The organism is Halorubrum sp. (genome assembly GCF_046498025.1).
In the GTDB taxonomy this organism is placed as follows: domain Archaea; phylum Halobacteriota; class Halobacteria; order Halobacteriales; family Haloferacaceae; genus Halorubrum.
Window position 1 is genome coordinate 52,525 of record NZ_JAWOBM010000015.1, and the last position, 13,113, is coordinate 65,637.

Below are 13,113 nucleotides of genomic sequence, written 5' to 3' on the forward strand. Positions count from 1 at the left end.
GGTCAGTCGTTGACCGTCTCGACCCCGCGGAATTCGAAGCGCGCGCCGCCAGCCGTCGCGTCGCCGAGTTGGACCGACCAGCCGTGCGCGTCGGCCACCTCCGAGACGGTCTTCAGCCCGAATCCGGTCCCGTCCGGATCGGTCGAGACGCCCGCGCGGAACGCCTCGTCGCGCACGTCGTCGGGGATCCCGGGCCCGTCGTCGGCCACGTAGAAGCCGGCGCCGCCCGCCGCGTCGGCGAGCGCGCCGACCTCGATGCGGACGTCCGGACCGCCGTGCGTGACCGCGTTGGCGAACAGGTTCTCGAGGGCCTGTTGCAGCCGGCTCCGGTCGGCGCGGAACGCGAGGTCGCCGGCGACGGTCAGCTCGGCGTCGGCCGTGTCCACGCTCGCCCAGCACTCCTCGGCCAGCGCCGAGAGCGACACGGCCTCGGTCTCGTCGATCGCGGTGCCCCCCTTCGCGAGCGCCAGCATGTCTTCGACGAGCGCCTCCATCCGATCGAGCGACCGGGCGACGGCGTCGAGCTCCGGCGGCGCCTCTCCGTCCGCATCGAGTCGCCTGCGGGCCAGTTCGAGGTTGCCGGCCGCGACGTTGAGGGGATTCCGCAGGTCGTGGGAGACGAGACTGGCGAACTCCTCGAGCCGGTCGCGCTCGCGGGCGATCTCTTCCTCGCGGGTCCGGAGCTGCCGCTCCCGCTCGATCCGGACGAACACCATCGTCACCGTCGCGGCCCAGATCCGCGCGGCGGCGAGATCGGAGTCGGCGAACGCCTCGGGCTCGGTGGCGCCGACGTTGATGATCCCGTAGCGCCCGAGGGGGAGCACGAGCTCGCTCCGGATCGGCGAGTCGGGGTTGTGTCGGTCGGGGTCCGTGCGGGTGTCCGCGACGTACTCCGGCTCCCCGGACTCGAACACCTGCCAGGAGATGCTCGGCTCGTCGGCCGAGAAGACGGGGTGGTCGCCCACGACCCGGTCGGCCGCGTCGGTCCACACGAGCGGGTCGAGGACGTTCCGGTCCTCGTCGTACAGCCAGACCGCCGCGATCGGGTGGCCGAGCACCTCCTCCACGTACTCGACCGCCGCCCGCGCGGCGACCTCCCGGCCGGTCGTCTTCAGCAGGTCCTGCGTCGCCTCGTGGAGCGCTTCCAGGGTCCGCGTCCGGCGGTGGAGCTCGGCCTGCCGCGCTCGCACCTCGCGCACGTCGACGACGGTGACCACGAGGGACGTCTCGCCGTCCCGCTCGAACGGGCCGAGGCTGACCGTTACGGGGACGTCGCTGCCGTCGGCGCGGCGCGCCGTCAGGTCGAGGCTCGTGGCCATGGATCGCGGCCCGGGGTCGGCGACGTGGCCGGAGAGCGCCGCGCCGGCCGAGCCGCCGGTCCGATCGCGGAGGAGTCGCTCGACCCTCGTGCCCTCCAGCTCCTCGGGCGCGTGGCCGAGCACGGCCTCGACTCGTGAGTTGGCGGCGCGGACGACGCCGTCGCCGTCGACGATGAGCACCGCGTCCGGAACGCCCTCGAGCGCGTCCGGAAATCGCTCCATCGTCAGTCCTCTGTCGGCTCGTGGACGTGTCCGCACTCGGGGCACCGGACCTCTTCCCCGCGGAGGTCGGCGGACGAGGTGCGCACCTCGCGCATCACCTCGCTGATACGGTCTTCGGCCTCCAGCTCGTCGGCGACGGCGAGGTCGACCCCCTCGACCTCCAGGAGGAACTTCGCGACCTCCGTCACCTCGTACATCATCTCGTCTAAGTCCTCGGCGGTGAAGAAGCCGGACATCGCGCCGTAGAGGAACGTCGCGCCCGCCTTCGTCACCTTCTCCTCGAAGGAGTACCGCGCCTGGTTGACCGCCTGCGGCGTGTACGTGTCGGTCATGAACGGGACGAGCTCCGGGAGGTTCTCGCCGATCTTCGTCATCTCGACGCCCGTCTCGGTGCGGAAGTCGGCGCAGAGCCGCGCGATCGCCCACTCTCGGGCGGTGATGTACGTCCGATCCCGGAGGAACTCGTTGACGCGCTCGTAGCGGGCCCCGTCCATCTTCTTGAACCGCTCGTACTTGCGGATCTCCGGCGGGACGTCGGGCGTCCCGTCGTCGGGGGCGTCGCCGTCGGGAGCGTCGCCCTCGGGGACGTCGCCGTCGGGGGCGTCGCCCTCGGGAGCGTCGCCGTCGAGCGTCCCGTCGTCGGGGGCGTCACGGTCGGCGCCTCCGTCCTCGCCGTCGGTCGGCGGTTCGCGGGCGGGGTCCGATCCCCCGTCGGCCTCGTCCGACGCGGGACCGGGTTGGTCGTTCATGTCGTTATCAACCTGACCCCCGGACAAAAGGGTTGTCGCTGGAGGCGGAGCGGTCGACGGCGAACGTCGCCCGCGGAGATCCATTTTTGTACCGTCGTGTGGACGTGCCTCGTATGAAGGTACTCTGCGGGATCGGCGGCAGCGAAAACTCGTTCCGCGCGCTTGACCGAACCGTCGAGCGGGCGGCGCTCGCCGACGACGACCTCACGGTGGCGGTGGTCGACAACGAGGACTCGTCGGTCTCTCCGGACGACGTGATGCGACGCGCCCGCGAGGCGATCGACGACGCGGGGATCGACGCCGACGTCAGGCGGGTCGGCGGCGATCCCGGGAGCCGATTGGTGGAGATCGCGGAGCGGGAGGCGTTCGAGCAGATCGTCCTCGGCGGCGGACACACGAGTCCCATGGGGAAGATCACGATCGGACCGATCGCCGAGTTCGTCCTGTTGAACGCCAAGACGTCGGTCACGCTGGTCAGATGAACGACCGACGCTATCCGGACGCGGTGGCCGACGCGTTCCCGGCACCCCCGATCGAGTTCACCGACCGGGAGGACCGGACCGTCGAGATCCGACCGTACGGCGGCTCCGAAGCCGCCTACGAGTCGCTCGTCGAGATGTACGACGCCTTCGACCCCGCCGACCGCGCGCAGGGGATCCCCCCGGGCGGCGAGAAGCGCATCCGGGAGTGGCTGGACGCGATCCTCGACGACGACTGCTACAACGTGATCGCGTGGTGCGGCGACGACGTCGCCGGCCACGCGACGCTGGTGCCCGACGGCGACGCCTACGAACTGGCGATCTTCGTCCACCAGACGTACCAGCGCGCCGGGATCGGGACCCACCTCATCCGCGGCCTGCTCGGTCACGGACAGGCCGAGGGGGTAGAGAAGGTGTGGCTCACCGTCGAGCGGTGGAACCGCGCGGCCGTCTCGCTGTACAAGAAGATCGGCTTCGAGACCTCGAACGCCGAGAGCTTCGAGCTGGAGATGGGGCTCCGGCTGCACGAGGACGAGGGAGACGACGACGCCGGGGAAACCGACGCGTAGCGCCGCCCTCGCGACGGTCGATCGGACCCCGACCCGATTCCCCTGGCTCGCCGGGATCTTCAAGCCTTTACGTGCGGCGGGCGAGCGCTCCGGTATGAGCCATCGGATCCTTCTGTTGGGAGCGCCCGGCGCCGGAAAGGGGACGCAGAGCGCGAAGCTCGCCGACGAGTACGACGTCGAGCACGTCACGACCGGCGACGCGCTCCGCGCGAACAAGGACATGGAGACGGAGTACGGCACGCCGCGCTCGTTCATGGAGGCGGGCGAGCTCGTCCCCGACCCGGTCGTCAACGAGATCGTCCGGGCCGCGCTCGAGGAGGCCGACGGGTTCGTGCTCGACGGCTACCCGCGCAATCTCGATCAGGCCGAGTACCTCTCGGAGATCACCGACCTCGACGCCGTGATCTACCTCGACGTCGACGAGGAGGTGCTCGTCGACCGGCTCACCGGCCGACGGGTGTGCGAGGACTGCGGCGCGAACTACCACGTCGACTTCCAGCCCCCGGAGGAGGCGGGCGTCTGCGACGAGTGCGGCGGCGAGCTCGTACAGCGCGAGGACGACACCGAGGAGACGGCCCGCGAACGGCTCCAGGTCTTCGCCGACAACACCGAACCCGTGGTCGACCACTTCCGCGACGAGGGCGTCCTCGTCGAGGTCGACGGCGAGGCGACGCCGGACGAGGTCTTCGACCGGATCCGCGACGTCGTCGAGTCGTAAGGCGCGCGACGCCGGGGACGAGCGACCGTCGAGCGTCGTCGGCCCCGGGCCGATCCTACAAGCTTCTTAACCGTCGGCCGCTAACCGGTCGCTAATGAGTAAGGTCGAACGGAGAGTCCGCTCGCTCGTCAACGAAGACGGCGAGATGCGGGACGCCTTGGAGGTCGTCCTCGATCGCGCCGCCGACGGCGAGGTCCAGTGGATCGACGTCCGCGACGAGATCACCAGCGGTCAGTGGGGCCGTCTCATCGAGAAGGAGATCCTCGTCGACGGCGAGACCGGCTTCGCGCTGGCCGACCCGGAGGGGATCGAGGCGGGAATGAACGACGACGGGAGCGGTGGCGGTAGCGGTGGCGACGTCGAGACCCCAGAGACCACCTCGTGGACCAAGTGGGACAAGCTCGCCGGCGTCGCGACCCTCGGCGCCTTCGTCGGCTACGCGGTGGGGCCGGTCCGCGACACGATCGCGGGGGCGATCGACCTCGTTCTCGGGCCCATGCTGAACGTCGTCCCCTTCTACGTCGTCATCATGGTCATCGCGCTCGCGACCGGGCTGTACTCCACGCTCCTGCGCGCCGGGCTCATGGACATGGAGAAGATGAGCCAGTACCAAGAGCGGATGAAAGACATCCAGGAGCGGCGCAAGGAGGCGAAGGACCGCGACGACGACGAGGCGTTAGACGCCATCCAGGAGGAGCAGATGGACGCGATGGGCGACCAGCTCGGGATGTTCAAAGAGCAGTTCCGCCCGATGGTGTGGATCATGTTCCTCACCATCCCCGCGTTCCTGTGGATGTTCTGGGTCATCGGCTACCGCGGCTCCGACTCGGCGTATCCGGACGTCGCGTCCCAAGAGCTGGTCGTGCCGCTCGCCGGGACCGTCACGTGGGACACGGGGATCGTCGGCCCGATCCAGATGTGGATCCTCTGGTACTTCCTGTGCTCGATGGCGTTCACGCAGCTCGTCCAGAAGAGCCTCAACATCCAGATGTCGCCGTCGTCGTCGTAACGCCGCGGACGACCGATTTCGGCGAGCCGACCCGCGTCACCGACCGGCCTCGACGCGGCGATACCCGTCGTTCGACTCGGTTATGGGAGGCGTTCAGCGTCGGTTTATAAATAATTCAGTACGCCCGGCCGCTCAACAGGAGCAGTAGTACTCCCGGTCGACGAACGCCGTCTCGAGGAGCTTCGCGGCCGGCCCGGGATCGGAGGGGCGGTACACGCCGGTCGTCAGGTCGCCCTCGCGCTCGAACGCGCCGGAGACGAGTCGCCGCCAGTCGGCGGGCGCCAGCCGGTCCCAGAAGGCGTCGTCGCCCGCTAAAAGCGAGAGGTAGTCGCGGAGGTACACCCAGCGCATCGGCTCGACGCCGGTCGACTCGTAGCCGGCGTCGGTGACCGCGGCGTAGGCGGCCATGGGGAGGTTCGCCCCCGCGGCGACGGGCATCGAGATCCACTTCCACGGGCGGGTGTTGACGTCGAGCAGGAGGAACTCGTCGCGGTCGGCGTCGTAGACGAACTCCGCCTCGCTGATCCCGTGGTAGCCGGCGTCGTCGAGCACCGCGAGCGCGCGGTCCTCGATCGCGGGCTCGTCGGCCGTCTCGACCAGACAGGAGGTCCCGAACTGCCGCGGGTACCGGACCGCCGCGTTGCCGACGACCGCGAGCGCGTCGTCGGTCCCCGAGGGGGGGACGTAGGAGGCGAGCGAGTGGTCGCGACCGGTCGCGATGTCGACGCGCTTCTGGGCCATCACGGCGATTCCGGCGGCGGCGGCGGCCGTCACGACGTCCTCCAGCTCGTCGCGGTCGGCGACCGCCATCACGTTGGTCCCGAACGCCTCCTCGAAGTCGCGCTTGAGCTCGGGTTTCACCACCAGGGGGAAGCCGAGCGCGTCGGCGGCCTGCTCGACCGTGGCGTCGGGCTCTCGGGTCGCCGCGTCCGCCGTCTCCGCCAGCCGGTACGTCTCCGGGTAGGGGACGCCGAGCGCGTCGCAGGTCGCGTACAGCTCCGACTTGTTCAACACGTCGTCGATCGTGTCGACCCCGGAGAAGGGGAGCCGGACCCCGTCGGGGTCGGCCTCCGCGTACGCCAGCGCCCACTCGTCCATGCAGCCGAACGCGACCGCCTCGGTGCCCGCGGCGTCGACGACCGCTTCCACGTCGTCGCGGAACCCGTCGAGGTCGTCGAGGGGGTACGTCACCGCCCCCGCGAAGTCGACCGCGTCCGACGGCGGGGCGAGGCCGTCGTGGCGGACTTCGGCCGACGCGTCGGCGTCGCTCGCCGCGCCGTCGTCGCCGGCGCGGTCGAGCGCGATCACGGGCACGCCGTGGGCGTCGAGCGCGCGGGCGACGCCGAGCCCGGTCACGTGGGCGTTGCTGACGAGGGCCGGCGGACGGTCGAACGAGGCGTCCGCGAGCGTCTCGACGAGCGCCTCGGTCGAGAGAAACTGGGCTGTCATACCCGTAGTCGCCGGTCCAGATACAAAGGCGCACCAGTACCGGCCCGGCGTGCCACTACCGGTGACGGCCGCGGCGGGGGGAGGTGAGTGGGGACGCCGGCCGATGTCGACGACTCCGACGCAACGCGCTTTTGGTCGCGCCGCCCCTCCCTCTGCGTATGAGCGAGACCGATCTGCCGGGCCGAGTCCGTCGCGCGTTCGCGGACCACGGCTCCTTCGAGCCCGCGGACGACGACGGCGTGTGGACCTCGGAAACGACCGCGTTCGACGGACGCGTCCGCGCCGAGCCCGCCCCCGAGGGCCGGGTTCGGTTCGCGGTGACCGTCCGGGTGCCGATCCTCTCCGCGACCACCGCGGACGATGTCGCCGAGGTGGTCGAGGAGGGGTGGACCGAGACGTTCGAACTGCGCGTCGTCGACGTCGGCGGCGTGACGCGGGGCGACCACGAGTTCGACCCGACCGTCGCGGTCGACGGCGACGAGATCGTCGTCGAGTTCGAACTGACAGAGATCAACGAGCGGCGCGGCGTCGACGACGCGGGCGCGCTCGTCGACTTCGTCGAGGGGACCTACGTCCAGGGCGTGATCCCCGGCTACGAGTACACGGAGCCGGTGGCCGGGCTGCTGTCGGCGGCGCGCCAGCAGGGCAACGACGGCGCCGTCTGAACGGGGGCGCGGCGAAACCGTTCCGGAGGCGGTCCGCCGCGGCGGGCCGATAGGGGCAAGTGCCGGGAGCCCGTACGTCCGGTATGCTCTCGCTGTTCGGGTTCGTCAGCCTCCTCGCGCTGGTGGCGTTACACACGCTGGTCGCCGGAGTGACGACCCGCTTCTTCCGGCTTCGCCTGTCGACGTCGTGGGGATCGGTGGTGTACACGATCGTCCTGACGCCGATGCTCCTGCTGATCTCGATGCTCGTGTTCACCGGCGTGTTCAACGTCGGGGCCGGCGTCAACCTCGGCAGCCCGACGGTCCTCGTCGGGCTGCTCGTCTTCCTCCCGGTCGTGCTCGGCGCGGCCATCGACTACCTCTACGTGCCCTCACCGGAGGAGTACGAGCTGCCGGACACGGGGTGAGGAACCCGCCCCCGCCGCGAGAGACGGTTACGACTCCGCCTCGACCAGCTCCGCGACGACCGCCGCGACGCGGTCCCTGACCGCCTCCGGCGACCGCGTCGCGTCGACGCGCACGAACCGGTCCGGCTCCGCGTCGATGAGCCGCTCGTAGTTCTCCCGGACCGCCGCGAGGTAGCCGTCCTGCTCGAACTTGTTCGTGCGACCGGCGCGCTCGGCGGCGGTGCGGGCGTCCAGGTCGAGGTAGATCGTCGCGTCGGGCGACCGGGAGAAGGGCGCGTGGATCCGTTTTATATATTCGAGGGGGTCGGTCCCGGCGAGGGCGACGTCGCTCGCGGCGAGCGTCGCGGCCTGATAGGCGAACCGGGAGTCGGAGTAGCGGTCGGAGACGACCAGATCGCCGCGGTCGAGCGCGGGTGCGACCGTCCCCGAGAGGTGGTTCGCGTGGTCGGCGGTGTATAAGAACAGCTCCGCGAGCGGGTCCGCGTCGTCGGCCGCGATCGACCGCTCGACGGCCTCGCCGTACCAGCTGTCGGTCGGCTCGCGGGTGAACGTCGCGTCGGGGTAGCGCTCTCGGAGCGCCTCCCAGACGGTCGTCTTCCCGCTGCCGTCGAGTCCCTCCAGCGTGATCAGCATGGTCGCGCTCGGACGCGCCGGGGAATAAACGGCCCGGGTTCCGCGGAGGCGATCCCGCCCGAGCCGGCGCCGGCCCGACCGACCGCCGTCCCCCGGCGACGCCGCCCTTTTTACAGCCCCGGCGTGACTCGTCGGCATGGTCAGCCACTTCCCCGCGCCGCGACCCACACGGAGGCGCCGATGGTAGCCGTCGCGATCTCCGTCGGCCGAGTGGTCGGCGCGCTGGTGTTGGTGGTGCTGAACGGCTTCTTCGTCGCGTCGGAGTTCGCGTTCGTCCGAGTGCGGTCGACCTCCGTCGAGCAGCTCGCCGCGGAGGGCCGCCGCGGATCGGGCGCGCTCCAGGACGTGATGGGGAGCCTCGACGACTACCTCGCGGCGACCCAGCTCGGGATCACGCTCGCCTCGCTCGGGCTCGGGTGGATCGGCGAGCCCGCGGTGGCCGCGCTCATCGAACCGGTGCTCGGGTCGGTGCTCCCGGAGGGCGCGGTCCACCTCGTCGCGTTCGCGATCGGGTTCAGCGTCATCACCTTCCTCCACGTGGTGTTCGGCGAGCTGGCGCCGAAGACGATCGCCATCGCGCAGGCGGAGCGGATGGCGCTGCTGCTCGCCCCGCCGATGAAGCTCTCGTACTACCTGTTCTCGCCCGGCATCGTCGTGTTCAACGGCGCGGCGAACGCGTTCACGCGGGCCATCGGCGTCCCCCCCGCCTCGGAGACCGACGAGACGATGAAAGAGCGGGAGATCCGCCGCGTGCTCGCGCGCTCCGGCGAGGCCGGACACGTCGCCGAGGTCGAAGTCGAGATGATCGACGCCGTCTTCGAACTCGACGACACGGTGGCCCGAGAGGTGATGGTCCCCCGACCGGACGTGGCCAGCATCCCCGCCGACGCCGACCTCGCCGCGATCCGCGCGACCGTGCTGGAGGCGGGACACACCCGATACCCCGTCGTTGGCGAGGACGACGCCGATCGGGTGATCGGCTTCGTCGACGTGAAGGACGTGCTGCGCGCCGGCGAGGCCGGCGACGAGTCGACGACGGCGGCGGACCTCGCGCGCGACCTCGTCGTCGTGCCCGAGACGACGACCATCGGTGACCTCCTCGTGCAGTTCCGCGAGGAGCACCGCCAGATGGCCGCGGTCGTCGACGAGTGGGGGGCCTTCGAAGGGATGGTCACCGTGGAAGACGTCATGGAGGCGCTCGTCGGCGAGCTCCGCGACAGGTTCGACACCGACAGCGGCGAGCACACGATCCGCGCGCGAGAGGGCGGCACCTACGAGGCCGACGGCTCCGTCTCCCTGTCCGTCGTCAACGACGCCCTCGGGACCGAACTCGAGGGCGACGGGTACGAGACGCTCGGCGGTCTCGTGATGGACCGGCTCGGCCGCACGCCGGAGGCGGGCGACGTCGCCGAGGCCGGCGGCCACCGCTTCGAGGTCACGGCCGTCGACGGCGCCCGGATCTCGACGGTGCGGATCGACCCGATGGACGACGACGGCGACGCCGAGGACGACGCCGACGAAACCGACGAGGACGGCGGGAGCACAGGCGCGTAGGGCGCGGGGAATCGACCGGCGCTCCGGCCGGCAGCGCGGGCGTTTTCTACTAGTGGATCGCGACCGTTCGCGAATTTCTGTCGGTTGCCCGCGACCGTGCGCGCATTTTTGTCGATGGCCCGCGACCGTGCGCGCATGTTCGACCGGATCCTGTTCCCGACCGACGGTAGCGACGGGGCGGAGGCGGCGTTCGACCACGTCCTCGACCTGGCGGCGGACCACGACGCGACGGTGCACATCCTCAACGTCGCCGACACGACCCACGACAGCGTCACGCGGATCGGACGGACGGTGATAGACGTGTTCGAACGGGAGGGCAAGGAGGTGGTCGACGCGGCCGCGGACCGGGCCGCGGACCGCGGCGTCGAGACCGTCACGGCGGTGCGACAGGGCGGCGTTCCCGAGACGATCACCGCGTACGCGGCGGACGAAGAGGTGGACCTTATCGCGATACCCACTCGCGGGCGGACCGGACTCGACCGGCTGCTGCTCGGAAGCACGACCGAACGCGTCGTGCGTCGGTCGACCGTCCCGGTGCTCAGCATCCGGCCGGACGGCGAACCGGCGCGGTACCCCTATCGGAACATCCTCGTGCCGACCGACGGGAGCGAACCCGCCGGCGAGGCCCTCGACCGCGCGGTGACGCTCGCGGCCCGAACCGGCGCGACGCTTCACGTGCTTTCCGTCCTCAACCTCGGAAACGTCGGGTTCGAAGCGTATTCGGGCGTCGAAGAGCTCGTGTCGGCGGCCGAGGAGCGGGTCGCCGAGGCCGCGTCCGTCGGCGAGTCGGCGGGCGTGGAGACGGTGGAGCACGTCGAGGTCGGCTCGTCGCCCGCCCGCGGTATCGGGTCGTACATCGCGGACCACGACATCGACCTCGTGGCGATGGGCACCCGGGGCCGGACGGGCGTCGAGCGGTACCTGCTCGGGAGCGTCGCCGAGCGCACCGTGCGGACCAGCCCGGTTCCCGTGTTGACCGTGCCGGAAGCCGATTCCGAGTGAGACGGGACGGGCTCCGCGGGGACGGTCGGCGACCGCCGCGTCCGCGGGTGCGCCCTCCGTCGCGGTAGGTTTACGGGGGCCCCTCCTCTTATACCGCGCATGGATGTCTTGGTGGCAGGCGGAACCGGTTTTATCGGGTCGTACCTCTGTCGCGCGCTCGCTGACGGGGGACACGACGTAACGGCGCTCTCGCGGTCCGGCGGCCAGGCGCCGGAGGGAGTCGACGTGGTCACGGGCGACGTCACGGACTACGACTCGGTCGCCGGGGCCGTCGAGGGACGGGACGCCGTGGTGAACCTGGTCGCGCTCTCGCCGCTGTTCGAGCCGAAGGGCGGCAACGTGATGCACGACCGGGTCCACCGCGGCGGCACGGAGAACCTCGTGAACGCCGCCGAGGACGGCGGCGTCGAGCGGTACCTCCAGTTGAGCGCGCTCGGGGCCGACCCCGACGGCGACACGGCGTACATCCGCGCGAAGGGGCGGGCGGAGGAGATCGTTCGCGAGAGCGGTCTCGACTGGACGATCTTCCGGCCCTCGGTCGTCTTCGGGGAGGGCGGGGAGTTCGTCTCGTTCACCAAGCGGCTGAAGGGGATGTTCGCGCCCGGCGTCCCGCTGTACCCCCTTCCCGGCGGCGGGAAGACCCGGTTCCAGCCGATCCACGTCGAAGACCTCGTGCCGATGCTGGTCGCGGCGCTGGAGGAGGACGAACACGTCGGCGAGACGTACGAGATCGGCGGCCCGGAGACGCTGACGCTCCGGCAGGTGACCGACCTCGTGTACGAGGCCGAGCGCACGGGCGTCACCATCGTCCCGCTGCCGATGCCGCTGGCCAAGATCGGCCTGTCGGTGCTCGGCGCCGTCCCGGGCTTTCCGATGGGACCCGACCAGTACCGTTCGTTACAGTTCGACAACACGACGGGCGATAACGACGTCGCGGCCTTCGGTGTCGACCCCGACGAACTGACGACCCTCGCGGAGCACCTCGGCGTGCGATGACGGAGACGATAGCGGGACGGGGCGGCGGTCCGGCGGCCTCCGTCGACACCGCGGCGCCGTTCGCGTCGGCGGAGCGGCTATCAGCGGTGGTAACGGCAACCGAAGCCTTAAATAGGGAATCACGTTCTGTTTATTTCAAAGCCCGAGGGAGCACACGATGAAACTTGCAATGATCGGATTCGGACAGGCGGGGGGGAAAGTCGTCGACAAATTCCTTGAGTACGACAAACGGACGGGCTCGGAGATCGTCCGTGCGGCCGCGGCCGTGAACACGGCCAAGGCCGATCTCATGGGGCTCGAGCACATCGCCGAGAACCAGCGCGTGCTCATCGGCCAGTCCCGGGTGAAGGGCCACGGGGTCGGCGCGGACAACGAGCTCGGCGCGGAGATCGCCGAGGAGGACATCGACGAGGTGCAGGGCGCCATCGACTCTATCCCGGTACACGAGGTCGACGCGTTCCTCGTCGTCGCCGGGCTCGGCGGCGGCACCGGATCCGGCGGCGCGCCGGTGCTCGCGAAGCACCTCAAGCGGATCTACACCGAGCCCGTCTACGGGCTGGGTATCCTGCCGGGCAGCGACGAGGGCGGCATCTACACCCTCAACGCGGCCCGCTCGTTCCAGACGTTCGTCCGCGAGGTGGACAACCTGATGGTGTTCGACAACGACGCCTGGCGGAAGACGGGCGAGTCCGTGCAGGGCGGCTACGCGGAGATCAACGAGGAGATCGTCCGGCGGTTCGGCATCCTCTTCGGCGCCGGCGAGATCCAGCAGGGTCAGGAGGTCGCCGAGAGCGTCGTCGACTCCTCCGAGATAATCAACACGCTCGCGGGCGGCGGCGTCTCCACCGTGGGCTACGCGGAGGAGGAGGTCGAAGAGCGCACCTCCGGCGGACTGCTCTCGCGGCTCCGCGACGACGGCAACGAGAACGAGCTCGACAGCGCACACACCACGAACCGCATCACCAGCCTCGTGCGCAAGGCGGCGCTGGGGCGGCTCACGCTCCCCTGCGAGATCGAGGGCGCGGAGCGCGCGCTGCTCGTGCTCGCCGGACCGCCGGAGTACCTGAACCGGAAGGGTATCGAGCGCGGTCGGAAGTGGCTCGAAGAGCAGACCGGCTCGATGGAGGTCCGGGGCGGGGACTACCCGTACCGCGGCGCCGGCTTCGTCGCGACCGTGATCCTGCTCGCGGGCGTCACGAACGTCCCGCGGATCAAGGAGCTCCAGCAGGTCGCCATCGAGGCGCAGGACAACCTCGACGAGATCCGCGACGAGAGCGAGGAGAACCTCGACGAGCTCGTCAGCGACGACGGCGACGAGCTGGAATCCCTGTTCTAGGCGACC

The 13,113-nt window shown here is 70.4% G+C and carries 14 protein-coding genes; 10 read left to right on the plus strand and 4 right to left on the minus strand.

Going from position 1 to position 13,113, the window contains the following annotated elements:
* Window positions 1–2: 2 nt before the first annotated feature.
* Together R6U01_RS03040 and R6U01_RS03045 are read right to left on the minus strand one after the other, a co-directional pair.
* Entirely contained in the window at window positions 3–1,541 is a 1,539-nt protein-coding gene (locus tag R6U01_RS03040; protein ID WP_410284984.1) for an ATP-binding protein, read from the minus strand.
* Between the two features lie 2 nt (window positions 1,542–1,543).
* On the minus strand, window positions 1,544–2,290 hold the full coding sequence (locus R6U01_RS03045; RefSeq protein WP_410284985.1) for a DUF5806 family protein: 747 nt from the start codon (window positions 2,288–2,290) through the stop codon (window positions 1,544–1,546).
* A 113-nt stretch (window positions 2,291–2,403) separates the two neighbouring features.
* On the opposite strand from R6U01_RS03045, the gene R6U01_RS03050 reads away from it, so the two are divergent.
* The 4 genes from R6U01_RS03050 to R6U01_RS03065 all read left to right on the plus strand — a co-directional run bounded on the left by R6U01_RS03050 (window position 2,404) and on the right by R6U01_RS03065 (window position 5,065).
* The gene (locus tag R6U01_RS03050) at window positions 2,404–2,772 is read left to right on the plus strand and encodes a universal stress protein (RefSeq protein WP_410284986.1); all 369 of its coding nucleotides are present in this window, start codon (window positions 2,404–2,406) and stop codon (window positions 2,770–2,772) included.
* The gene (locus R6U01_RS03055) at window positions 2,769–3,338 is read left to right on the plus strand and encodes an N-acetyltransferase family protein (protein WP_410284987.1); all 570 of its coding nucleotides are present in this window, start codon (window positions 2,769–2,771) and stop codon (window positions 3,336–3,338) included. The genes R6U01_RS03050 and R6U01_RS03055 overlap by 4 nt, the downstream gene beginning before the upstream one ends.
* Window positions 3,339–3,432: 94 nt before the next feature.
* Window positions 3,433–4,056, plus strand: coding sequence for an adenylate kinase (locus R6U01_RS03060; protein WP_410284988.1), 624 nt, complete (start codon window positions 3,433–3,435; stop codon window positions 4,054–4,056).
* A gap of 94 nt (window positions 4,057–4,150) precedes the next feature.
* On the plus strand, window positions 4,151–5,065 hold the full coding sequence (locus tag R6U01_RS03065) for a DUF106 domain-containing protein (protein WP_410284989.1): 915 nt from the start codon (window positions 4,151–4,153) through the stop codon (window positions 5,063–5,065).
* A 132-nt stretch (window positions 5,066–5,197) separates the two neighbouring features.
* On the opposite strand, the gene R6U01_RS03070 is transcribed toward R6U01_RS03065, so the two are convergent.
* A complete protein-coding gene (locus tag R6U01_RS03070) occupies window positions 5,198–6,514 on the minus strand; it encodes a carboxylate--amine ligase (protein WP_410284990.1) in 1,317 nt (438 codons plus the stop codon).
* Window positions 6,515–6,672: 158 nt separating this feature from the next.
* Between R6U01_RS03070 and R6U01_RS03075 the strand changes: the two genes are divergently transcribed.
* Both R6U01_RS03075 and R6U01_RS03080 read left to right on the plus strand, forming a co-directional pair.
* Entirely contained in the window at window positions 6,673–7,179 is a 507-nt protein-coding gene (locus R6U01_RS03075) for a DUF5813 family protein (RefSeq protein WP_410284991.1), read from the plus strand.
* A gap of 83 nt (window positions 7,180–7,262) precedes the next feature.
* Entirely contained in the window at window positions 7,263–7,586 is a 324-nt protein-coding gene (locus R6U01_RS03080) for a hypothetical protein (RefSeq protein WP_410284992.1), read from the plus strand.
* A gap of 27 nt (window positions 7,587–7,613) precedes the next feature.
* Here the strand turns inward: R6U01_RS03080 and tmk are convergent, their stop codons facing one another.
* A complete protein-coding gene (gene tmk / locus R6U01_RS03085) occupies window positions 7,614–8,219 on the minus strand; it encodes a dTMP kinase (protein WP_410284993.1) in 606 nt (201 codons plus the stop codon).
* A gap of 180 nt (window positions 8,220–8,399) precedes the next feature.
* Between tmk and R6U01_RS03090 the strand changes: the two genes are divergently transcribed.
* The 4 genes from R6U01_RS03090 to R6U01_RS03105 all read left to right on the plus strand — a co-directional run bounded on the left by R6U01_RS03090 (window position 8,400) and on the right by R6U01_RS03105 (window position 13,107).
* Complete coding sequence (locus tag R6U01_RS03090; protein ID WP_410284994.1) at window positions 8,400–9,773, plus strand: hemolysin family protein; 1,374 nt, start codon at window positions 8,400–8,402, stop codon at window positions 9,771–9,773.
* A 135-nt stretch (window positions 9,774–9,908) separates the two neighbouring features.
* Window positions 9,909–10,775, plus strand: coding sequence for a universal stress protein (locus tag R6U01_RS03095; RefSeq protein ID WP_410284995.1), 867 nt, complete (start codon window positions 9,909–9,911; stop codon window positions 10,773–10,775).
* 99 nt (window positions 10,776–10,874) lie between these two features.
* Window positions 10,875–11,771: a complex I NDUFA9 subunit family protein gene (locus tag R6U01_RS03100; RefSeq protein ID WP_410284996.1), complete on the plus strand. Its 897-nt coding sequence runs from the start codon at window positions 10,875–10,877 to the stop codon at window positions 11,769–11,771.
* Window positions 11,772–11,928: 157 nt separating this feature from the next.
* Entirely contained in the window at window positions 11,929–13,107 is a 1,179-nt protein-coding gene (locus R6U01_RS03105; RefSeq protein WP_410284997.1) for a tubulin/FtsZ family protein, read from the plus strand.
* The last annotated feature ends 6 nt before the right edge of the window (window positions 13,108–13,113 follow it).

Excerpts from the sequence above, each read along its gene's own strand:
- R6U01_RS03095 (WP_410284995.1), top strand. The coding sequence starts at position 9,909 with ATGTTCGACCGGATCCTGTTCCCGACCGACGGTAGCGACGGGGCGGAG.
- R6U01_RS03045 (WP_410284985.1), bottom strand. The coding sequence starts at position 2,290 with ATGAACGACCAACCCGGTCCCGCGTCGGACGAGGCCGACGGGGGATCG.
- R6U01_RS03080 (WP_410284992.1), top strand. The coding sequence starts at position 7,263 with ATGCTCTCGCTGTTCGGGTTCGTCAGCCTCCTCGCGCTGGTGGCGTTA.
- R6U01_RS03055 (WP_410284987.1), top strand. The coding sequence starts at position 2,769 with ATGAACGACCGACGCTATCCGGACGCGGTGGCCGACGCGTTCCCGGCA.
- R6U01_RS03065 (WP_410284989.1), top strand. The coding sequence starts at position 4,151 with ATGAGTAAGGTCGAACGGAGAGTCCGCTCGCTCGTCAACGAAGACGGC.
- tmk (WP_410284993.1), bottom strand. The coding sequence starts at position 8,219 with ATGCTGATCACGCTGGAGGGACTCGACGGCAGCGGGAAGACGACCGTC.
- R6U01_RS03100 (WP_410284996.1), top strand. The coding sequence starts at position 10,875 with ATGGATGTCTTGGTGGCAGGCGGAACCGGTTTTATCGGGTCGTACCTC.
- R6U01_RS03090 (WP_410284994.1), top strand. The coding sequence starts at position 8,400 with ATGGTAGCCGTCGCGATCTCCGTCGGCCGAGTGGTCGGCGCGCTGGTG.
- R6U01_RS03070 (WP_410284990.1), bottom strand. The coding sequence starts at position 6,514 with ATGACAGCCCAGTTTCTCTCGACCGAGGCGCTCGTCGAGACGCTCGCG.
- R6U01_RS03105 (WP_410284997.1), top strand. The coding sequence starts at position 11,929 with ATGAAACTTGCAATGATCGGATTCGGACAGGCGGGGGGGAAAGTCGTC.
- R6U01_RS03075 (WP_410284991.1), top strand. The coding sequence starts at position 6,673 with ATGAGCGAGACCGATCTGCCGGGCCGAGTCCGTCGCGCGTTCGCGGAC.
- R6U01_RS03060 (WP_410284988.1), top strand. The coding sequence starts at position 3,433 with ATGAGCCATCGGATCCTTCTGTTGGGAGCGCCCGGCGCCGGAAAGGGG.
- R6U01_RS03040 (WP_410284984.1), bottom strand. The coding sequence starts at position 1,541 with ATGGAGCGATTTCCGGACGCGCTCGAGGGCGTTCCGGACGCGGTGCTC.
- R6U01_RS03050 (WP_410284986.1), top strand. The coding sequence starts at position 2,404 with ATGAAGGTACTCTGCGGGATCGGCGGCAGCGAAAACTCGTTCCGCGCG.